Here is a 20172-nt window from a genome sequence, read left to right on the forward strand (position 1 = left end):
CACCCCCCCAGATCGCGGTGCAACATGAAATACCCCACGGACTTTACATCGTGATCCTCTTCTAAGCGGCGCCCTTTGCAAGGAAGCCCTCGGGTATACTCCCGCGCTTTGTGATGCCCTGCTGGCGTCGCGGCTGAAATGTGAAGCGTCATGCAATGCGCACTTACGATTTGTCAGTGCAACCTGCGTGGTTCTGAACCAGCCTTGCAGGGATGTTTCGGTGATTTTTGGAGTTTTTATGCTCGAACAGGCTCAACGCGTCCTCAAGGACATCTTCGGCTACGACAGTTTCCGTGGCCGTCAGGGTGCAATCATTGAGCGCGTGGCCAGTGGCGGCGACGCCCTGGTGCTGATGCCTACCGGTGGCGGTAAATCCCTGTGCTTCCAGGTGCCGGCGCTGCTGCGCGAAGGGCTGGCGGTGGTGGTGTCGCCGCTGATCGCGCTGATGGACGACCAGGTCGCGACCCTCGAAGAACTGGGCGTCGCTGCCGCTGCGTTGAACTCCACGCTAAGCGCCGAGCAGCAGCGCGATCTCGCTGCGCGGATCAAGCGCGGCGAAGTGAAGATGCTCTACCTCGCGCCGGAACGTCTGGTCCAGCCACGCATGCTGGCCTTCCTGCAAAGCCTTGAAATTGCCCTGTTCGCCATCGACGAAGCCCACTGCGTGTCCCAATGGGGCCACGACTTCCGCCGCGAGTATCTGCAACTGGGCCAGTTGGCGGAACTGTTTCCCAATGTTCCACGCATCGCCCTGACCGCGACGGCGGACAAGCGTACTCGCGAAGAAATCGTCGATCGTTTGCACCTGCAGGATGCCGAGCGCTTCCTCTCCAGTTTCGACCGCCCGAATATTTTTTACCGCATCGTGCCCAAGGAACAGCCGCGCAAACAGTTGTTGGCGTTCCTCGCCGAGCGGCGCAGCGATGCCGGCATTGTCTATTGCCTGTCACGCAAGAAAGTCGATGAAGTGGCGGTGTTCCTCAGTGAACAGGGTTTCCCGGCGCTGCCGTACCACGCCGGCCTGCCTAACGAAACACGAGCGCTGCACCAGAAGCGCTTCCTCAACGAGGAAGGCCTGATCATGGTTGCCACCGTGGCGTTCGGCATGGGCATCGACAAACCCAACGTACGTTTTGTTGCCCACCTCGATTTGCCGAAATCCCTTGAGGCTTACTATCAGGAAACCGGTCGCGGCGGCCGTGACGGTCTGCCGGCGGATGCCTGGATGGCTTACGGCCTGCAAGACGTGGTGATGCTCAAGCAGATGTTGCAGAACTCCGAAGGTGACGAGCGCCACAAGCGTCTGGAGCATCACAAGCTCGATGCCATGCTCTCGCTCTGCGAAGAAACCCGCTGCCGTCGTCAAACCTTGCTGGCCTACTTCGACGAAGACATGCCCGAGCCCTGCGGTCACTGCGACAACTGCGTTGACGGCGTGCAGACCTGGGACGCTACCGAACCGGCCCGTCAGGCGCTCTCGGCGATTTATCGCACCGGCCAGCGTTATGGCGTCGGGCATCTGGTGGATGTGTTGCTGGGCAAGGACAACGAAAAGGTCCGCAGCTTCGGCCATCAACACCTGTCGGTATACGGTGTCGGCAAGTCGATGGGCGAGAGTGAGTGGCGCTCCCTGTTTCGCCAATTGGTGGCGCGCGGTCTGGCCGACATCGATCTCGAAGGCTATGGTGGCCTGCGCCTGAGTGACACCTGCCGACCGCTGCTCAAGGGTGAAGTGACCCTGGAACTGCGTCGCGACCTCAAGCCGCAAACCACGGCGAAAAGCAGCAAGAGCCAGGCAAGCCAGCTGGTTCGCGGCGAAGAGCGCGAACAGTGGGAAGCCTTGCGCGCCTTGCGCCGCAAGCTCGCCGAGGAGCATGGGGTGCCGCCGTACGTCATCTTCCCCGACTCGACCTTGCTGGAAATGCTCCGCAGCCAGCCGACCTCGCTGTCGGAAATGGCCACGGTCAGCGGTGTCGGTGCGCGCAAACTGGAGCGTTACGGCGAGGCCTTCCTCGAAGTTCTCGGCGGTCAGGTCGAGGCACCAAAAGTGGTGGCCGACGTACGCCACGAATTGATAACGCTCGCGCGGGCCGGCATGACGCCGCTGCAAATCGCCGGTCAGCTGCAATGTTCGGAAAAGAATGTCTACACCATGCTCGCCGAGGCCATTGGCAAGCAGCAGTTGTCGCTGGAACAGGCGCTTGATCTGCCCGAAGACTTGATGGGGGAAGTGCAGGACGCGTTCCTCGACGGTGAGGGCGAGTTGCCGCCGGTGGCGGAGATTGCTGCACTGTTCGCCGGTCGTGTGCCGGAAGGTGTTTTGTACTGCGTACGTGCCGCACTGCAATCGGAATTCGAGATCTGACGCTCAAATCCTGAAACGGTTGTATTGATGTAACGATTCAGTACAGAGCAAACCTTGCCTCAAGCCAAGGGTCATGCTTAGCTGACTAATAATTAGTTTTTCTCTATTTCAGTCTAACCATGAGTGTTTTATGCCGTTAACCGATCAACACCGCTTTGGCATGCAACTGGCCCAGATGTCGCGCGGCTGGCGTGCCGAACTGGACCGCCGTCTGGCCGGCCTGGGTTTGTCTCAGGCGCGCTGGCTGGTGCTGCTGCACCTCGCGCGTTTTGACGACGCCCCGACCCAACGTGAATTGGCGCAAAGCGTCGGCGTCGAAGGGCCCACCCTGGCACGACTGCTCGACAGCCTGGAAAGCCAGGGCCTGGTTCAGCGCCAGGCAGTGCTCGAAGATCGCCGGGCGAAAAAAATCGTCCTCTGTGCACCGGCCCTTCCCCTGATCGAACAAATTGAAACCATTGCCACTCAACTGCGCCACGAGCTGTTCGACGGCGTCGATGAGGCGGATTTGAAGGTCTGTATGCGAGTCCACGGGCACATACTGGCCAACCTGGAAAAATCTTGAGGCATAAGCAAGCGCCGGCTTTTTGAGATACCCCGTTGGGCAGACTATAAAGAACTACCAGGCAATATCGTGTTCGTAACGGATGTGCGAACACGCACTGGTTGGTTCTGGTTATCTAAGGGATGCTCATGCTTGAGAGTTGGCACGTTGTATTGCGGTGTTGCGCCAGGCTGCTGCTGGCCGGTGGAGTTGTCAGCTACTCGGCATTGGCGCCTGCACTGGGCCTGGGTGAGATCACCCTGCATTCGGCGCTCAATCAACCGTTGCGTGCCGACATCGCCCTGGTGGATGCCGCCGGTCTGGAGGAGGGCGAGCTGTCGGTCAGCCTGGCGACGGCAGACGAGTTCAGCCGTGCCGGTGTCGAACGGCTTTTCTTTCTCAATGACCTGAAGTTCACGCCGATCCTGCGGGGCAACCGCAGCCTGATCCGGGTGAGTTCCAACAAAGCGGTCAACGAACCCTTCCTGAATTTTCTTGTGCAACTGAATCAGCCGAACGGCCGTGTGCTGCGCGAGTACACCGTGCTGATCGATCCTCCGGGAACGCCGGGGATTACTCCGGTCACTGACGAACCCGCCACCAGTTCACCGAACTCTCCATTCCCGAGCGTTACACCTGCCGTTGCGCCCCCACCCGTGGCGAAGAAAACCGCCCAGACGAAGGTTGAGCCAGCGGCCGCTGTACCGGTGATTGATCCCGTCGCAGAACAACAGCTGGCTGCCAGCGTGCTGCAAAATCAGCAGCTGCAGAAAACCGTCGATGAGTTGAATGCGAAACTGCAGGCTCAGGACGAAGAGATCGCCGGCCAAAAAAAACAGATCACCGAATTGCAAACCCGCCTGGCGGAGGTCCAGCAAGCACCGCCAGTCACGCCGCAAGCCGTGGTGCCCGCCCCGGTCGTGGCACAAGAGCCGGAGGCGTTCAACTGGCCGCTGATTATCGGGTTGCTGGCGTTGCTGTTGCTGTTGGTGGAGCTGATTGTTCGTCGGCAACGACAGCAGATTCAGGCATTGCCCGAAGATCTCCCGGTTTTGCCGTCGCGGCATGAACCGGTGCTTGATCGAACCGTAGCGCCGGTTGTGAAGGCCGCCCCTGTCCATCACGAAGAGACGCCGTCTGGCGATGTGCTGGAGGGTGTGGGCATCTACCTGACGTATGGGCGTTTTTCCGAAGCGGCGGCATTGTTGCGAGAAGCCCTGGTCAAGGAACCACAGCGCACGGATCTGGCGGTGCAACTGCTGGAAGTCCTCGGTAAACAAGGGGATGTGCCAGCCTATGACGCGCAGGAGAGCAGCTTGCGAGACGCCGGGTTCGATTCCCGGCAACTTCAGGAAATCCGTGCCCGCTACCCGAAACTGAACAGTGCGGTGCCCGAGGCTGCGACCAGCGTTATCACGACACCGGTAAAATCCGAAGCAGCGCCGGGCGATGAGTTCCAGTTGAACCTGGAGGACCTGTCGATGGATTCGAGTTGGGACCTGGTCAGTCCATTCGAAAACCCTAAACCCTCGGACGAATCGCCCAAACCCGAAGAACCGACCCTGGGCGAGCCCGAGCTGGAATGGATCGCCGAACCGGACTCACAGTCTCTGGACGACGATTTTCTCAACGAATTCGCCGATGCCGGTCAGTCGCTTGAGCTTGAACCGCTGAGACCGGAACCGGTGGAACCGACCAACGCAGGCAAACTGGAACAGGCTCAGACCTGCATCGATGACGGCGATCTGGACAGCGCCATCGAGCTGCTGAACGAGTTGCTCAAGGACGGTGATGAGCCACTCAAACAGACTGCGCGGACGTTGTTGGCCGGTATCCGCTGACGCTCTATCATGGCGGTGCCCCTTGGCTCAGGAGTTTCGCCCGTCATGACCGCGCATAAACCGGAAATCGTCATCACTTACTGCACGCAATGCCAATGGCTGCTGCGTGCGGCGTGGTTGGCGCAAGAACTGCTCAGTACCTTTGGCGACGATTTGGGCAAGGTGTCGCTGGTGCCTGGCACCGGCGGCGTGTTTCACATTTTCTGTAACGATGTGCAGATCTGGGAGCGCAAGGCTGACGGCGGTTTCCCTGAGGCCAAGGTACTCAAGCAGCGGGTCCGCGATCAGATTGATCCGGACCGCGACCTGGGCCACAACGACCGCACTCAGTGAGACGCGGCTTCGGCAGCGACCGCTTTCTTGCTTGAACCGCCGGAGAGCCTGCTGGACACGACAATCGCGACGATGATCAACGCGCCGCCGATCAGCATGCGCAGCGTCGGGTTTTCATCGAACAGCAACCACGCCATGGTGATGCCGTACACCGGCTCCAGCGCAAATACCACGGCGGCGGTTCGTGCCTTGATCACCGCGAGACTGGCGACGAACAGACTGTGAGCGACGCCGGTACAGAATATTCCCAGCAGGCCGATCCACAGCCAGTCAATGGTGCGCACTTCGCTCAGTTGCGGTGCCGCCACTGGCAGCAAACACAACGCGACCACTACGTTCTGACACAGCGCAGCCTGCACCGGCGGAATTCGGCCGGAACTGGCGCGGTTGGTCAGTGACAGCAACGCGAACAGCAGGCCTGAACCTACCGCCCATAACAGGCCGGTGGTGGCGCCGCTGGCCAGATCGAAGTCTGGCGTGACCAGCACCAGCCCGACACTCACCAGCACCACCAGCAGGATCTCGTTGGCGCGAATCCGCTCGCGGAAGATCAACCCTTCCAGGATCACGGTGAACGCCGGGAAACTGGCGAAACCGAGAGTCGCGATCGCCACGCCCGCCACCTTTACCGCAATGAAGAAACTCACCCAGTGTCCGGCCAGCAACAAACCGCTGAGCAGCAATCGGCGCCAGTCCACGGCGTCGAGTTTTTGCCAGCGAGTATTGCTGGCGAACCGTGCGAAAAGGGCCAGGGCGAGTACGGCAAAGGCCGCACGACCGAAGACGATAACGGCGGGGGAGGCGGCGGCGAGTTTGCCGAACACGCCGGTCAGGCCAAACATCAATGCACCGATATGCAGTGCGCCCAGGGCGGTACGGGGAGTCATTGCGATCCTTAACAACAAAGCAAACAGAGTGTAGGAGCTGCCGCAGGCTGCGATCTTTTGACTTTGATCTTAAAAACAAAATCAAAAGATCGCAGCCTGTGGCGGCTCCTACATTGAACCGCGTGAGGACCGCTATGTCTGTCGGCAGACTATCGTCATTTGTCGCCAGCCTCGCGCCGCAATTTGCCGGGAGAGACACCAAACTCCCGCAGCACCGCCGCTGAAAATGCACTTTGAGAGCTGTAGCCGACCCGACTCGCAATCTCGCCAACGGGCAATGCTGAATCGCGCAACATACTCACTGCCATGTGCAAGCGACGGCTGCGGATGTAGTCCATCGGCGTCTGCCCGCATTCAGCGACAAATCGCGCATGCAGCCGAGCGCTGGACAGCCCGGCAATGCGCGCCAGATCGGCCACTTGCAGCGGATAGGCCGCGTATTGATCGATGTGCGCATTCAATGCGGCGTACGGCAGACGCCGACCGCCCACCCCTTCGCTTTTGGCGTTGTTGAGGCTGGCCAGCAACAGCACCGCGCCTTGTTGCGCGATCAGCGGGTCGCTGACCTGACTGCCCGCCAACCAACTGACCAATTGGCTTTGCCCGGCATCCAGCGGCAGGCGCCCGGCGTTGTCGAGCAAGCGGCGGCTGGCATCGGCGTGCTCGCCAAGGGACTGAACCACCCATTGATCGCTCGGCACATCCAGCACCAGGCAGCGGCTGCCATTGGCGCTGCCGCACGCATGATGGAAACCGGACGGGACGACCACGAAACTCTGCTGAACCACCTGGCTGCCATGCCCGTCGACCTCGAAATCCAGCGCACCCGACAACCCGAACACCAGTTGCGCGTGGTCGTGGCTGTGGACGATCAGGTCGTGAGTGTATTGGCGCAGCGTGAGGATCGGTCTCATCGCAGGTCTCCCGATTAAGGCCGTCAGTCTACACCGCGGGCACTCATGTGCGTTGTCACAGGACTGACTTGTCCCTGTCATGGGCAATTAACCCGACCGGCGCAAGCTTGCGCAAACAATCGCAGAGGGTTGCCCATGACCAGCGCCGAGCTCGCCAAACCCAGTCGTAAGCAACGTGTGCGGACCTTGTGGATTTCCGATGTGCATCTGGGCACCCGGGATTGCCAGGCCGAGCACTTGTCGCAGTTTCTCAAGGGCTACCACGCGGACAAGATCTACCTGGTCGGCGACATCATCGATGGCTGGAAGCTGCGCGGCGGCATGTACTGGCCTCAGGCGCACACCAACGTGATCCGTCGTTTGTTGACCATGAGCAAGCGCGGCACCGAGGTGATTTATGTCACCGGCAACCATGACGAATTCCTGCGCCGTTACTCGAAGCTGATTCTGGGCAACATCCAGTTGGTGGATGAGGCCGTGCACGTGACCGCTGACGGCCGTCATTTGCTGGTGATTCACGGCGACCAGTTTGACGTGATTACCCGCTATCACCGCTGGCTGGCGTTCCTCGGCGACTCGGCTTACGAATTCACCCTGACCCTCAACCGCTGGCTCAACCATTGGCGCGCCCGGTATGGCTACGGTTACTGGTCACTGTCGGCGTACCTCAAGCACAAAGTGAAAACCGCGGTCAGTTTCATCAGCGACTTCGAAGAAGCCATCGCCCACGAATGCGTCAAACGCGAGTTGCATGGCGTGGTGTGCGGGCACATTCACCATGCCGAGATTCGCAAGGTCGGCGAGGTGGATTACCTCAATTGCGGGGATTGGGTGGAGTCGTGTACGGCGCTGATCGAGCATTGGGATGGCTCGATCGAGTTGTACCGGTTGGCGGATGCCCAGGCGCGGGAGGCGGAGTTGAAGGCCATCAAAGTCGCCGAACCGGCCTGACATTTGAGGTGGCCGGACTGGCCCCTTCGCGAGCAGGCTCGCTCCCACAGGGGAATGCTTTCCAAATGTGGGAGCGAGCCTGCTCGCGATGGACCGCGAAGCGGTCCCGCTGGATCTATCAGGCCGGCGCGTGTTCTTCCATCGCCGCCCTGTAAATCGAGTTCTTCGGATGAGCAAACAACCGCTCCATCATCGGCTCGAAGAAGCTCAGCGGTAACGTTTCATACTCGGGATCAAACGCCGCCGCATCATACTTTGCGCAAAACTCGATGGTCGCCTGATACTGCGGATGCCCGCTGAATTGCTCGCGTAAATGCCGGTCCATCCCCAAGTGATGGAAAAAGTAGTAACCCTGGAAAATCCCGTGTTTCTCCACCATCCACACATTCTCGGCGCTGACAAATGGCTTGAGGATCGCCGCCGCGATGTCCGGGTGGTTGTAGGAGCCCAACGTGTCACCGATGTCGTGAAGCAGGGCGCACACCACGTACTCTTCGTCGCGGCCATCGCGCCAGGCGCGGCTGGCGGTTTGCAGGGAGTGGGTCAGGCGATCCACCGGGAACCCGCCAAAATCACCCTCCAGCAGTTTCAGGTGCGCCATGATCCGTTGTGGTAATTGCCTCGCGTAGGCACTGAAGTCGGCGGCGATGATCGCCCAGTCTTCCTGCGTGCCATCCTGCATGTGGGTGAAGCGGGCATTGGCATTCATCGGCTAGTCTCTCTTTGCTTTTCTATAGCGGCTGCGCCTAGAACGGTACGCGGCCCAGAATCATGTCGCGAAACATCACAAAATCGCCGAGCAGGCTGTAAAACGGATGTTGAAAGGTTGCAGGACGATTCTTTTCAAAGAAGAAATGCCCGACCCAGGCGAAGCTGTAGCCCGCCAGCGGAATGGCCAGCAGCATCGACCAGGCACCTTTGCCGATGGTCAGCGCCAGAATGCAAATAACCAGCGTCGTGCCAATGAAGTGCAATCGTCGGCAGGTACTGTTGCTGTGTTCGCTGAGGTAATACGGGTAAAACTCAGCGAAGCTGTTGAAACGTCTGATGTTTTCCACGACTGCGATCTCTGTGGTTATTGTTCTGACTGCAAGTTGTTCTGCGGGTAGCTTATTTGAGTCTAGAGTGATCATTGGTATCAGCCAGTGACAATGGGCGCCACTTTAGTATCCTTCGGAAATTGGCCGTAGCATGCGGCTCACCATGTAAGTAAACGCCATGAGTGAACGAACGACTTCTGCAAGCTGGGCGATGGGGATTGTCAAAGCACTGGAGATGGACGGCCTGGATTGCCGGGTTCTGTTCAAGCAGCTGGGGCTCGACTACGCGTCACTGGACGATCCGGATGCGCGCTTCCCGCAAGATTCCATGACACGCCTGTGGCAGCGCGCGGTCGAGCTGTCCGGTAACCCGGCGATTGGCCTGAACATGGGCAAGGTCGTGCGACCGGCGTCATTCCATGTGGCTGGGTACGCCTTGATGTCCAGTCAGACCCTGGCCGAAGGCTTTCAGCGCCTGGTGCGTTATCAGCGGATCATCGCCGAAAGTGCCGACCTGAGTTTCCGTCTGCTGGATGAGGGGTATGCCCTGATTCTGACGGTCCACGGCGACCATCTGCCGCCAACCCGACAAAGTGCCGAAGCCTCGCTGGCCTGCGCGCTGGCGCTGTGCGGCTGGCTGACCGGGCGCACCCTGCAACCGCGCAAGGTGTTGGTGCAGGGCGAACAGCCCGTCGATCTCGAACCGTATAAACAAGCCTTCCATGCGCCGCTGGTGTTCAACGCGCCTTATGACGCGCTGATTTTCGAGCGCGCCGACATGGAAGCACCGCTGCCAACCGCCAATGAGGCCATGGCGCTGCTGCATGACCGCTTTGCCGGGGAATACCTGGCACGGTTTTCCGAAAGCCGCGTGACCCACAAGGCGCGTCAGGTGTTGTGCCGTTTACTGCCCCAGGGCGAGCCCAAGCGCGATACCGTGGCGCAGACGCTGCACTTGTCGCAACGCACGTTGCAGCGACGCTTGCAGGAAGAGGGCACGAGTTTTCAGACGCTGCTCGATGACACCCGACGTGAACTGGCCGAGCAGTATCTGGCGCAGCCGAGCATGACCCTGCTGGAAATTGCCTACCTGTTGGGGTTCGCCGATCCGAGCAATTTCTTCCGCGCCTTCCGACGCTGGTTCGATGCCACCCCCGGTGAGTACCGGGTGCGGCTGATGGATGCGCCGAACCAGGTCAGTGACGCCAGAACGCCGGAATACACAGAACAAACACCGTAATGATCTCCAGTCGGCCGAGCAGCATGCCGAACGACAGAATCCACTTGGCGGCATCCGGAAGGGTGGCGAAGTTGCCCGCCGGGCCAATGGTTTCGCCCAGCCCCGGGCCGACCCCGGAAACGGTACTGGCGGCGCCGGTCAGCGCGGTCATCCAGTCGACGCCGAGCAGCGACAGCAGCAGGGCGATCACACAGATGGTAATGGTGAAGAAGAACGAAAAGGTCAGGATCGAACGCACGATCTCTTCGTCAAGGCGATGGCCGTTGTACTTCTGCTTGATCACCGCGCGCGGGTGAATCAACTGGTTAAGGTTGGCCTTGAGCAGAATGTAGGCGACCTGGAAACGGAAAATCTTGATCCCGCCTGCAGTCGATCCCGAACAACCGCCGACAAAGCCCAGATAAAAGAACAGCATCAGCGAGAAGTTGCCCCACAGGCTGTAGTCCCCAAGTGCGAAACCCGTGGTGGTCACCACCGACGTCACGTTCAGCGCCACATGCCGTAGCGCATCCAGCCAATGCAACTGAGTGGTCCACCAGTACCAGGTGGTGAGCACCAGCCACGTCACCAGCAACATGCCGAGCAAACCTTGTACCTGTTCATCCTTGATCAGCGCCTTGCGGTTGCCACGCAACGTTGCCACGTACAGGGTGAACGGCAGGCTGCCGAGAATCATGATCACAATCGCCACCCAGTGCACCGCCGGTTGCGTCCATTTGGCCAGTGACTGGTCGGAGGTGGAGAAACCGCCGGTGGAAATGGCCGACATCGCGTGGTTGATCGCATCGAACGGGCTCATCCCGGCCCACCAGAACGCCAGGCTGCCGAAAATGGTGATGCCGACGTAGGCCGCTACGATCAAACGCGCCACCATGTGCGAACGGGGCATGACTTTTTCGGAACGGTCCGACGACTCGGTCTGAAACAGCCGCATGCCACCGATACGCAGCAACGGCAGAATCGCGACGGCCATGCCGATAAAGCCGATGCCACCGATCCAGTGCAGCAACGAGCGCCACATCAGGATGCCGGGGGACATGTCATCGAGGTGATTGAGCACCGTTGAGCCGGTGGCCGTAATCCCTGACATGCTTTCGAAGAATGAGTCGGTGTAGCTGATGTGCTGGGTCAACAGGAATGGCAGCGCCGCAAAGATGCACACCACCAGCCAGCTGCTGACGGTCAGCAGGTACATGTCCCGCGGACGCAAGTGCACGTGCTCGGGGCGGCCGGGGATCACCAGCGCCAGGCCGGCGACAAAGGTGATCATGCTGGCCCAGAGGAACGACGGCAGATCGCCGGTGCGATCGAAAATCAACAGGGTGGCCATGGGCACGACCATGGCGATCGCCAGCGTGATCAGGAAGAGGCCGATGATGAAACCAATGAGACGTAAGGTCGGCAACGCCATGAAGTCCGCTCGGGCTGAAAGTAGGAAGGGCGCCATTCTACCCGTGGGGCAGGGCATGTAAACCGGCATCCCCGTGGCACTTGCAGCTAGAATAGCCGTACATTTTTTTCAGGAGGTGGCCGATGCAGGCTCTCGACGCTTTGCTCAACCGTGTTTCCGTTCCACGACTGGTCGACCCGGCCCCTACCGCCGAGCAGCGCGAAGTGCTGTTTAACGCCGCGATGCGTGCGCCGGACCACGGCCATTTGCAGCCTTGGCGCTTCCTGACAGTCGAAGGTGCAGCGCGCGAGCAAATGGGCGAGTTGCTGGCCGAAGCCGCGAAACTGCAGGACAGCGAAGCGTCCGAAGCGGTGCTGGACAAGGCCCGCAATGGTCCGCTGCGCGCACCGTTGGTGGTCGTGGTGATCGCGCGGTTGCAGGATCACGTCAAGTATCCGAAGTCCGAGCAGTTGCTGGCGGCCGGCTGTGCGGCGCACGGGATTCTGCTGGCAGCCTATGCGCAAGGGATTGGCGCGGTCTGGCGCACCGGTGAGCTGGCATATTCGGCGCATGTGGCCAAGGGCTTGGGGTTGGCTGAAGGGGAAGAGGTGATTGCTTTCCTGTACCTGGGAACGCCGCTGAAAGAACCGCGCGTTGCAGATAAAGTCGATCTGGCTGAATTCGTCAGCGCCTGGCCCGCAAAGGCCTGACAGCCCCGATCAACTGTGGGAGCGAGCCTGCTCGCGATAGCGGGGTGTCAGTTAACAAATGTGTTTCTGACACACCGCTATCGCGAGCAGGCTCGCTCCCACAGGGGGGTTACGGTTGGACCAGGGCTCCGGGTACCAATGGTAATTCCAGGCTGGCAATGAACCCGCCATCCGGATGATTGGCCAACACCAGACTCCCGCCATGCCGCTCCGCCGCCCGGCGTGCAATGGCCAATCCCAAACCATGCCCCGCTGCCGTCTGCCCCGGCGCCCGATAAAACGGCTCACCCAACTGGCTCAAATGCTCGGCGTCGACCCCCGGCCCATGGTCACGCACGCTCACCACAATCCGCTCACCCTGACGCACTGCCTGCATTTCAATCGATTGTCCCACCGGGTTGAAGCGCTGGGCGTTGCGCAGCAGGTTGTCCACGGCGCGCTCGATCATCGTCGGCCAGCCTTTGAGATTCAGTTGCGGTTCTGCGTCGAGGCGAACGTTCTGCTCCGGCGAACCCAGTTGCGCATCCTTTTGCAGCGAGTTGAGCAGCGCATTCAGATCAACGTCTTCTGCGCTGGCGTTGTCGGCATCGACCCGTGCCAGTACCAGGATTTCGCTGATCAGCGCTTCGAGGCGGTCGCACTCGCGGGTCAGGCGTGGCCAGAGTTTTTCCCGTTCTTCTGGGTTGGCCCGTTCGGCCAGTGCCAGCGCAATGCGCAACCGGGCAAGCGGTGAGCGCAACTCGTGGGACACATCGCGCAGCAATTGGCGCTGACTGCCGATCAGGCTTTGCAGCCGTGAGCCCATGCGGTTGAAATCGTTGGCGAGTACGCCGAACTCATCGCGACGGTTGGCCAGTTTCACTAGGCTGTTCTGCTGATAGGTGGTTTGCCCCAGATCATGCACCGCGCCGCGCAAGCGGCTTAGCGGTCGGGTGATGGACAGGGTCACGAACAGGCTGAACAGGGTCAGCACCACAAGCGCGATGCCCAGCGCACTCAGTGGCCAGAGCAGGCTTTCGCGGTGCCATGAGTCCAGCTCCGGGTGCGGAATACGATAAATCAGCAGGTAGGTGTCGCCGGTTTTTTCACTGGTGTACTCGGCGGTCAGACGCCGCCACGGCAGGCGTCGGTCATCGTTGTTCTGCCGTGCTTCGAAGGCGGCCGCGCGGCGCGGAAAGGTACCGCGAACGAGCGGGTCGCCGCTTTCGTTGAGCACCTGAACGTCGATGTGATACTGGCGTTTGCGCTGTTCGAGAATGTCCTGGGCGGCTTCTTCGCCCTGGGCTTCGTAGGTTTGCGTCCATTCTTCGGGCAAGGTGTTGAGGCCCGGGTGGCGACTGAGAATCCACGCGTCCTGGTTGAGCATGTGCCCGAGCAGAATGGACAGCCCTGCCACCAGAGCGATGGCCAGCCAGAAGCTGGCCAGGATACGCCAGAACAATGAGCGCACAGAAAATCCTCAAAAAACACAAATCCAAATGTAGGAGCGAGCCTGCTCGCGAAAAACGCATGGACGACGCGGGGTGCCTGATGCCCCGCATTATCGTTGACGTCAATCGCGAGCAGGCTCGCTCCTACATTAGATTGAATGGAGTCAGACCCAACGGTGTACAGCCGTTGGGTCCGGGGTCAGCGCATTATTGCGCTTTTTGCGGTTGTTGCGCTTTCCAGGCCTTGAACTCGGCCCATTCGGCGCGGCGCTCAGCCTGTTTTTTCTGGATCTCGTCGAATTGCTTCTGTTGATCCGGTTTCAGCAGGGCGCGCACATCGGCCTCGGCTTTCTTGTGGTTGGCGGCCATTTCATCTTTCATGGCTTTCTGGTCGGCTGGCGAGAGTTTTTCCAGGTACTTGTCGACCACTTGCTTACGCTCGTGCATCTGCTCGCCCATGATCTTGCGGATCTGCTCGCGCTGTTCGCGGCTCAGGTCCAGTTGGCTGTACGGGCCTTTGCCGTGCATGCCGTGCATCTGACCGCCGTGGCGCGAGCCGTCCATCGAACCACCCATCGGGCCGGCGCCTTCAGGCATGGCCATGGCAACGGTTGGCAGGGCGGCAGCGAACATCAGAGCGATAAGAGTCTTGCGCATGGTGAATCTCCTTGTCTCGTTCCCGGTACGTTCCGGATGAGTACAGATTACGCAGATCAAGGTCAGCGGCGGTCAGCGGAGCGTAAAGCTTGGGTAAAGACGGTTTGGCATCCACCTGACAAACCCCGGCGCCGTATTGACCTGACAACACACCGACCTTGTAGGAGCCGGCTTGCTGGCGATGGCGGAGTGTCAGTCAGCAGAGTCTCCGCCTGATCCACCGCTATCGCCAGCAAGCCGGCTCCTACAGGGGAATGCGAGGTTTCAGAGGCTGTAGTAATAGCCACGGCTGCGCAGGGCGACGATGCGCGGGCGGCCGTCGGGGTGGGGGCCGATCTTTTTGCGCAGGTTGCTGACGTGCATGTCCAGGCTGCGGTCGTACAGGGTGAGCTTGCGACCGAGGGCGATCTGCGCCAGTTCCTGTTTGTCCAGCGGCTCGCCCGGCTGCTTGAGCAAGGCTTCGAGCAAGCGGCTTTCGGAGACGGTGAGGGTGAATTCCTGTTCATCGATGCTGACCACGCCGCGCACCGGGCTGAAACACAGGTCGCCCAGTTCAAGCTGGCTGGACACCGCCGCCGGATGACTGCGGCGCAAGACGGCACGCAGGCGGGCGGTCAGTTCCCGTGGATCGCACGGTTTGGCCAGGTAATCGTCGGCGCCGAATTCCAGGCCCAGGATGCGGTCCAGAGGCTCGCCGCGGGCCGAGAGCATCAGCACCGGCAATTCCGGATGGTCGCTGCGCAATTGCTTGAGCAGTTCCAGGCCGCTGCCGTCCGGCAGCATCACATCCAGCACCACGGCCGCCGGTGACGTTTCGGCCAGCGCGCGACGAGCACTCTGACCGTCGTGGCAAGCCCGGACATGGAAGCCTTCCTGGCTCAGCCAACTGACCAGCAGCTCACACAGCTCCTGATCGTCATCAATTAATAACAGCTCGCTCATGACTCACTCAATTTAGCCATTGTCGACGTTTTCGACTTGCACCACTGGCGAAGATACCGCAGAGCAGGGCCAATAGCGCAACTCCTGCGCCGATCACGAACCATTGCTGCTGGTCTGTCAAAAAGCGCGGCAGCGGACTGCTGGCCTGGGCTTCCTTGAGTTGCAGCTTCAGACGCTGATTCTCCTGGCGCAACCGGCTCAGCTGAGCGCTTTCGCGTTCGGCATCTGCACTTTGCAGTTGTTTGCTCAATTCTTCTCGTTGCTGTTCGCTCACCTTCAAGCGTTGCTGCAACTCGCTGATCTGGCTCCCGGCGCTCAAGGACAGAGGCGTCGAACTACCACCGGCGGCACTTTCTTCACCGTGGGCGGGCGCCACGATCGACAACGTGACCAACATCAGACACAACGGACCTTTGCGCATCGGAGCTCCTGAATCCAATCGATTATTGGGCAGGTTATCGGCAGGCAAACGAGAATAATGAGCGATTGAGAGCGCGATGAACCGGGAAGGTTCATCGCACGGGGGGATTTTACGGCAGGACTTGCTTGAACGGCTTGACCAAAACGTTGGCGTAGACGCCTGCAGCGATGTACGGGTCGGCGTCGGCCCAGGCTTGGGCGGCGCTCAGGGAATCGAATTCGGCGACGATCAGGCTGCCGGTGAAACCCGCAGCGCCCGGGTCATTGCTGTCGACTGCCGGGTGCGGGCCGGCCAATACGATACGACCTTCACCTTTGAGCACTTGCAGGCGCTCAAGGTGTGCAGGCCGTGCGGCCAGGCGGGCTTCCAGGGAATTGGCGACGTCTGTGGCAATGATTGCGTAAAGCATGTCAGTCCTCGGTTTTTGGCGTGGTGGTATCGGCGTCGTGCAAGTGGCGGGACAGGTAAATACCCTGAGCGACCAGGAACAACAGCGTCATGCCCAGGCTGCCGAAGACTTTGAAGTCGACCCAGTATTCCTGAAACGTGAACGCGACAAACAGGTTGGCGGCACCGCAGAACAGGAAAAATGCGATCCAGGCGATGTTCAGGCGAGTCCAGACCAGGTCCGGCAGGGTCAGTGCGTGGCCCATGATGCGCTTGATCAGCAACTGGTCACCGATGAAGTGGCTGCCGATGAATGCCAGGGCAAACAGCCAGTTGACCACCGGGGCTTTCCATTTCAGGAAGGTCTCGCTGTGGAACGCCAGTGTCAGGCTACCGAAGACCAGGCACGCGATGAGCGTCAGCCATTGGCTTTTTTCCAGCTTGCGCTGCTTGATGAAGAGCGTGCCGTACACCACCAGGGAACTGATGATCAGCATTGCCGTGGCGCTGTAAATACCGCCTACAGTCACTGGGTGACCGGCGATGTCGACGACCCGTGGATCGATTTTGAATACGATGAAAAACAGCAGGAGCGGGATGAAATCGATGAATTGTTTCACAGTGGCAGCCAGAAGCAGGATGTGGCGGCATAATAACAAACATATGGGCGCGCGATAGCGCCGGCTGATTTGAGGTTACACATCCCTGTGAATGTTGATTTGCACTGCCATAGCACGGCCTCCGATGGCGCCCTGGCGCCTGCGGTTCTGGTTGCGCGTGCGTTCGAGAAAGGCGTGCGAGTCCTGGCCTTGACCGATCACGACACCCTTGAAGGCCTCGATGAGGCCCGTAGCGCCGCAACGGCGTTGGGGATGCAGCTGGTCAACGGCGTCGAGTTATCCTGCACCTGGGGCGGCGCAACCATTCATGTGCTGGGCTACGGATTTGATGTCAATGCCGCGCCGTTGGTCGATGCCATCGCCAAGTTGCACGATGGCCGTTGGCTACGTTCCGAAGAAATAAGCCGCAAACTGGCGTTGAAGGGCATGCCGGGTGCGCTGGAGGGCGCCCGGGCGATTCAACAGGAACTGGGCGACAGCGGCAACGCGCCGGCTCGCCCGCACTTCGCTGACTGGATGGTGCGTGAAGGTTTCGTCAAGGATCGCGCCGAAGCGTTCCGCAAATGGCTGGGCGCCGGCAAGCTGGGGGACGTCAAGCAACACTGGCCGACCCTGGAAGAGACCGTCGAAACCCTGCGCGCCGCAAAAGCCTGGGTGAGCCTGGCGCATCCCTGGCACTACGATTTCACTCGCAGCAAGCGTCGCCGCCTGATTTCTGACTATATTCAAGCTGGGGGCCACGCTATCGAAGTGGTCAATGGCCATCAGCCCGCCGAGCAAGTGGGCAGCCTGGCGATTCTCGCCCGTGAGTTCGGTCTGCTGGTCAGCGCTGGCAGTGATTTTCATGGCCCTGGAGGCTGGTCCGAGATCGGTGAATACCGCCCGCTCCCGGAGGATCTGCCACCACTTTGGTGTCGATTCAAACATGACCCAATTATTGCCGCCGTCTGAACAGGTAGAGAATGTGAGTCAATTTTTCCAGATACATCCGGAAAACCCGCAAGCGCGCCTGATCAAACAGGCTGTCGAGATCATCCGCAAGGGCGGGGTGGTGATTTATCCCACAGACTCTTCCTACGCCATTGGTTGCCAGATCGGTGACAAGAATGCTGTGGAACGCGTGCGCCGGTTGCGTCAACTGGACGAGAAGCACAACTTCGCGCTGATTTGCAGCGACCTGTCGCAACTCGGGCTGTTCGCCAAGATCGACACCGGCACCTTCCGCGTGCTCAAGGCGCACCTGCCGGGGCCTTACACCTTCATTCTCAACGCCACCCGTGAAGTCCCGCGGCTGTTGTTGCACCCGAAAAAGCGCACCATCGGCCTGCGTGTGCCAAGCCATCCGATTGCCCTGGCGCTGCTGGAAGAACTCGGCGAGCCGCTGATGAGCGTGACGCTGATCATGCCGGGCGACACCGACCCGCTGAGCGATCCTTATGAAATGCGCCAATTGCTCGAGCATCAAGTGGACCTGATCATCGACGGCGGTTTCGGCGGGATCAAGGCGTCCACGGTGATCAATCTCGCCGATGGCGAGCCGGAAGTGATCCGCGTCGGTTGCGGCGACCCGACGCCGTTCATGGCCGAGGCGTAAATGTCTGCAGTAGAACCCGTTATCGACAGTCAGGCCGGCGCCCAGCAAGAACTGCCGTTCGCCATGGTCTATGGCCAGGCGGTGCTGGAAATGCCGCTGGACCTGTACATTCCGCCGGATGCGCTCGAGGTTTTTCTCGAAGCCTTCGAAGGCCCCCTCGACCTGCTGCTGTACCTGATCCGCAAACAGAACATCAACATCCTCGACATCCCGGTGGCGGAAATCACCCGCCAGTACATGGGTTACGTCGAGTTGATGCAGTCGGTGCGCCTGGAGCTGGCCGCCGAGTACCTGGTGATGGCCGCGATGCTGGCCGAAATCAAGTCGCGGATGCTGTTGCCGCGCGCCGAAACCATCGAAGACGAAGAAGACGATCCGCGCGCCGAACTGATCCGTCGCTTGCAGGAATACGAGCGCTTCAAGGCAGCCGCCGAAGGCATCGATGGCCTGAGCCGCGTCGGTCGTGATGTGGTGGTGCCCAAGCTGGATGCCCCGGAAGCACGGGCGCGCAAGCTGTTGCCGGATGTGAGTCTGTCGGAGTTGTTGATGTCCATGGCCGAGGTGCTGCGTCGTGGCGACATGTTCGAAAGCCACCAGGTCAGCCGCGAGGCGCTGTCCACGCGCGAACGCATGAGCGACGTGCTGGAGCGGCTCAAGGGGGGCGGTTTCGTGCCCTTTGTCGAGCTGTTCACTGCCGAAGAAGGGCGCTTGGGGGTGGTGGTGACCTTTATGGCGATCCTCGAACTGGTCAAGGAATCCTTGGTCGAGCTGGTGCAGAATGAGCCGTTCGCGGCGATCCACGTGCGAGCCCGAGCCGAATAACGAGTTGAATCATGAACCTGACTGAACCCCGCGAGCTGGCGCCACTGCTTGAAGCCTTTCTGTTGGCCTCGGGAAAACCGCAATCGCTTGAACGCCTGTTCGAACTCTTTGAGGAGGGCGAGCGGCCGGAACCGCCGGTCTTCAAGAAAGCCCTGACGATCCTGGCCAAGTCCTGCGACGGCCGTGCGTTCGAGCTGGAGGAAGTCGCCTCCGGCTATCGCCTGCAGATCCGCGAAAAATTCTCGCCATGGGTCGGGCGTTTGTGGGAAGAGCGCCCGCAGCGTTATTCCCGCGCCATGCTCGAAACCATGGCCCTGATTGCCTATCGCCAGCCGATCACCCGGGGCGAGATCGAAGACGTGCGGGGCGTGGCGGTCAACAGTCACATCGTCAAGACGTTGCTGGAACGGGAGTGGATTCGCATCGTCGGTTATCGCGACGTGCCCGGTAAACCGGCGATGTTTGCGACGACGAAGGCGTTTCTCGATCATTTCAACCTGAAGAATCTTGACGATCTGCCGCCGCTCGCAGAACTGCGCGAGCTGGAGCCTGACCCGGTGCTCGACTTCGACGATGCGCCCGTGCCAGCCGGTTTGCAGGAACTGGCGGACGCCAGCGCCGAGCCGGAAGAACCGAAGGAAGAAACCAGTTTCCATACGTTGTTGCTGGAGCTGGACACCATGGAGGAGGGGCTCAAGACCGACTTCGATGACATTTTGCGTGATGGCGAGATGAGCGTGACCGAAGAGGTTTTGGCGCAGCCGGAAGCGGTCATTGAGGTTGAGCTTCAAGTCGAACCAGAAGCCACCGTCGAAGAAGAACGGGAAGATGATGTGCTCGGTGTGGCCGAGGCGCGCGAAAAGCTCCTGGCCGCCGTCGCCGCGCTCGAACAGCCGAAACCCGAGCCCGAACCCGAGCTGTCCGACGAAGAGGCCGAAGCCCGGGCCCTCGCCGAAGCCATCGAAGCCGAACGCCGCGAGTTCGAAGACTGACCCAAATCTCGTAGACGATGAGACCCTTGTAGGAGCCGGCTTGCTGGCGATGGCGGTGGTTCAGTCAATAAATGTATTGGCTGACCCACCGC

General features: G+C 60.3%; 22 protein-coding genes. 11 read left to right on the forward strand and 11 right to left on the reverse strand.

The annotated features are described in order from the left end of the window. Positions 1–238: 238 nt before the first annotated feature. From recQ to KGB24_RS25960, 4 genes are all read left to right on the forward strand, one after another. Complete coding sequence (recQ, locus tag KGB24_RS25945) at positions 239–2365, forward strand: DNA helicase RecQ (RefSeq protein WP_008030420.1); 2127 nt, start codon at positions 239–241, stop codon at positions 2363–2365. 130 nt (positions 2366–2495) lie between these two features. Continuing rightward, positions 2496–2930 carry a MarR family transcriptional regulator gene (locus KGB24_RS25950; protein WP_008030423.1) on the forward strand — a complete coding sequence of 145 codons (435 nt, stop codon included), beginning with the start codon at positions 2496–2498 and terminating at the stop codon, positions 2928–2930. A gap of 128 nt (positions 2931–3058) precedes the next feature. Continuing rightward, positions 3059–4750 (forward strand): FimV/HubP family polar landmark protein, encoded by a 1692-nt coding sequence (locus tag KGB24_RS25955; protein ID WP_223413731.1) that lies wholly within the window; start codon positions 3059–3061, stop codon positions 4748–4750. Between the two features lie 45 nt (positions 4751–4795). Next, complete coding sequence (locus KGB24_RS25960) at positions 4796–5083, forward strand: SelT/SelW/SelH family protein (RefSeq protein ID WP_008030428.1); 288 nt, start codon at positions 4796–4798, stop codon at positions 5081–5083. Here KGB24_RS25960 and KGB24_RS25965 read toward each other — a convergent pair. Together KGB24_RS25965 and KGB24_RS25970 are read right to left on the reverse strand one after the other, a co-directional pair. Continuing rightward, positions 5077–5970: a DMT family transporter gene (locus KGB24_RS25965; RefSeq protein ID WP_008030430.1), complete on the reverse strand. Its 894-nt coding sequence runs from the start codon at positions 5968–5970 to the stop codon at positions 5077–5079. The two genes, KGB24_RS25960 and KGB24_RS25965, sit on opposite strands and share 7 nt — an antisense overlap. 155 nt (positions 5971–6125) lie before the next feature. Further along, complete coding sequence (locus KGB24_RS25970) at positions 6126–6884, reverse strand: helix-turn-helix transcriptional regulator (protein WP_008030432.1); 759 nt, start codon at positions 6882–6884, stop codon at positions 6126–6128. A gap of 135 nt (positions 6885–7019) precedes the next feature. Here KGB24_RS25970 and KGB24_RS25975 point away from each other — a divergent pair, with 135 nt between their 5' ends. Continuing rightward, positions 7020–7835 carry a UDP-2,3-diacylglucosamine diphosphatase gene (locus tag KGB24_RS25975; RefSeq protein WP_008030433.1) on the forward strand — a complete coding sequence of 272 codons (816 nt, stop codon included), beginning with the start codon at positions 7020–7022 and terminating at the stop codon, positions 7833–7835. 118 nt (positions 7836–7953) lie between these two features. Here the strand turns inward: KGB24_RS25975 and KGB24_RS25980 are convergent, their stop codons facing one another. Further along, complete coding sequence (locus KGB24_RS25980; protein WP_192419563.1) at positions 7954–8544, reverse strand: HD domain-containing protein; 591 nt, start codon at positions 8542–8544, stop codon at positions 7954–7956. Positions 8545–8581: 37 nt separating this feature from the next. Continuing rightward, positions 8582–8893, reverse strand: coding sequence for a DUF962 domain-containing protein (locus KGB24_RS25985; protein WP_008030437.1), 312 nt, complete (start codon positions 8891–8893; stop codon positions 8582–8584). Between the two features lie 160 nt (positions 8894–9053). Between KGB24_RS25985 and KGB24_RS25990 the strand changes: the two genes are divergently transcribed. Then, positions 9054–10115 carry an AraC family transcriptional regulator gene (locus KGB24_RS25990; protein WP_202949139.1) on the forward strand — a complete coding sequence of 354 codons (1062 nt, stop codon included), beginning with the start codon at positions 9054–9056 and terminating at the stop codon, positions 10113–10115. Here KGB24_RS25990 and KGB24_RS25995 read toward each other — a convergent pair. Further along, the gene (locus KGB24_RS25995) at positions 10072–11526 is read right to left on the reverse strand and encodes a TrkH family potassium uptake protein (RefSeq protein ID WP_008030441.1); all 1455 of its coding nucleotides are present in this window, start codon (positions 11524–11526) and stop codon (positions 10072–10074) included. The two genes, KGB24_RS25990 and KGB24_RS25995, sit on opposite strands and share 44 nt — an antisense overlap. 122 nt (positions 11527–11648) lie before the next feature. On the opposite strand from KGB24_RS25995, the gene KGB24_RS26000 reads away from it, so the two are divergent. Next, entirely contained in the window at positions 11649–12215 is a 567-nt protein-coding gene (locus tag KGB24_RS26000; protein WP_223413732.1) for an NAD(P)H nitroreductase, read from the forward strand. 109 nt (positions 12216–12324) lie between these two features. On the opposite strand, the gene KGB24_RS26005 is transcribed toward KGB24_RS26000, so the two are convergent. The 6 genes from KGB24_RS26005 to KGB24_RS26030 form a co-directional block, all read right to left on the reverse strand. Continuing rightward, entirely contained in the window at positions 12325–13665 is a 1341-nt protein-coding gene (locus tag KGB24_RS26005; RefSeq protein WP_008043647.1) for a sensor histidine kinase, read from the reverse strand. 187 nt (positions 13666–13852) lie between these two features. Then, on the reverse strand, positions 13853–14302 hold the full coding sequence (locus tag KGB24_RS26010) for a hypothetical protein (protein WP_008030449.1): 450 nt from the start codon (positions 14300–14302) through the stop codon (positions 13853–13855). A 264-nt stretch (positions 14303–14566) separates the two neighbouring features. After that, the gene (locus KGB24_RS26015; RefSeq protein ID WP_223413870.1) at positions 14567–15244 is read right to left on the reverse strand and encodes a response regulator transcription factor; all 678 of its coding nucleotides are present in this window, start codon (positions 15242–15244) and stop codon (positions 14567–14569) included. A gap of 7 nt (positions 15245–15251) precedes the next feature. After that, positions 15252–15665, reverse strand: a complete 414-nt coding sequence (locus tag KGB24_RS26020; protein WP_008030452.1) for a hypothetical protein — start codon at positions 15663–15665, stop codon at positions 15252–15254. 109 nt (positions 15666–15774) lie between these two features. After that, a complete protein-coding gene (locus KGB24_RS26025) occupies positions 15775–16074 on the reverse strand; it encodes a YciI family protein (RefSeq protein WP_007984134.1) in 300 nt (99 codons plus the stop codon). Between the two features lies 1 nt (position 16075). Continuing rightward, a complete protein-coding gene (locus tag KGB24_RS26030; RefSeq protein ID WP_223413871.1) occupies positions 16076–16672 on the reverse strand; it encodes a septation protein A in 597 nt (198 codons plus the stop codon). 87 nt (positions 16673–16759) lie between these two features. Here KGB24_RS26030 and KGB24_RS26035 point away from each other — a divergent pair, with 87 nt between their 5' ends. From KGB24_RS26035 to scpB, 4 genes are all read left to right on the forward strand, one after another. Continuing rightward, complete coding sequence (locus KGB24_RS26035) at positions 16760–17623, forward strand: PHP domain-containing protein (RefSeq protein WP_008030458.1); 864 nt, start codon at positions 16760–16762, stop codon at positions 17621–17623. 13 nt (positions 17624–17636) lie between these two features. After that, positions 17637–18266 (forward strand): L-threonylcarbamoyladenylate synthase, encoded by a 630-nt coding sequence (locus KGB24_RS26040; RefSeq protein ID WP_223413872.1) that lies wholly within the window; start codon positions 17637–17639, stop codon positions 18264–18266. A 63-nt stretch (positions 18267–18329) separates the two neighbouring features. Then, entirely contained in the window at positions 18330–19088 is a 759-nt protein-coding gene (locus KGB24_RS26045) for a segregation and condensation protein A (RefSeq protein WP_404943248.1), read from the forward strand. An 11-nt stretch (positions 19089–19099) separates the two neighbouring features. Next, positions 19100–20080, forward strand: a complete 981-nt coding sequence (scpB, locus tag KGB24_RS26050; protein ID WP_223413873.1) for an SMC-Scp complex subunit ScpB — start codon at positions 19100–19102, stop codon at positions 20078–20080. The last annotated feature ends 92 nt before the right edge of the window (positions 20081–20172 follow it).

Origin of the sequence: Pseudomonas sp. BF-RE-25 (assembly GCF_019956105.1) — a bacterium.
Lineage (GTDB): Bacteria > Pseudomonadota > Gammaproteobacteria > Pseudomonadales > Pseudomonadaceae > Aquipseudomonas > Aquipseudomonas migulae.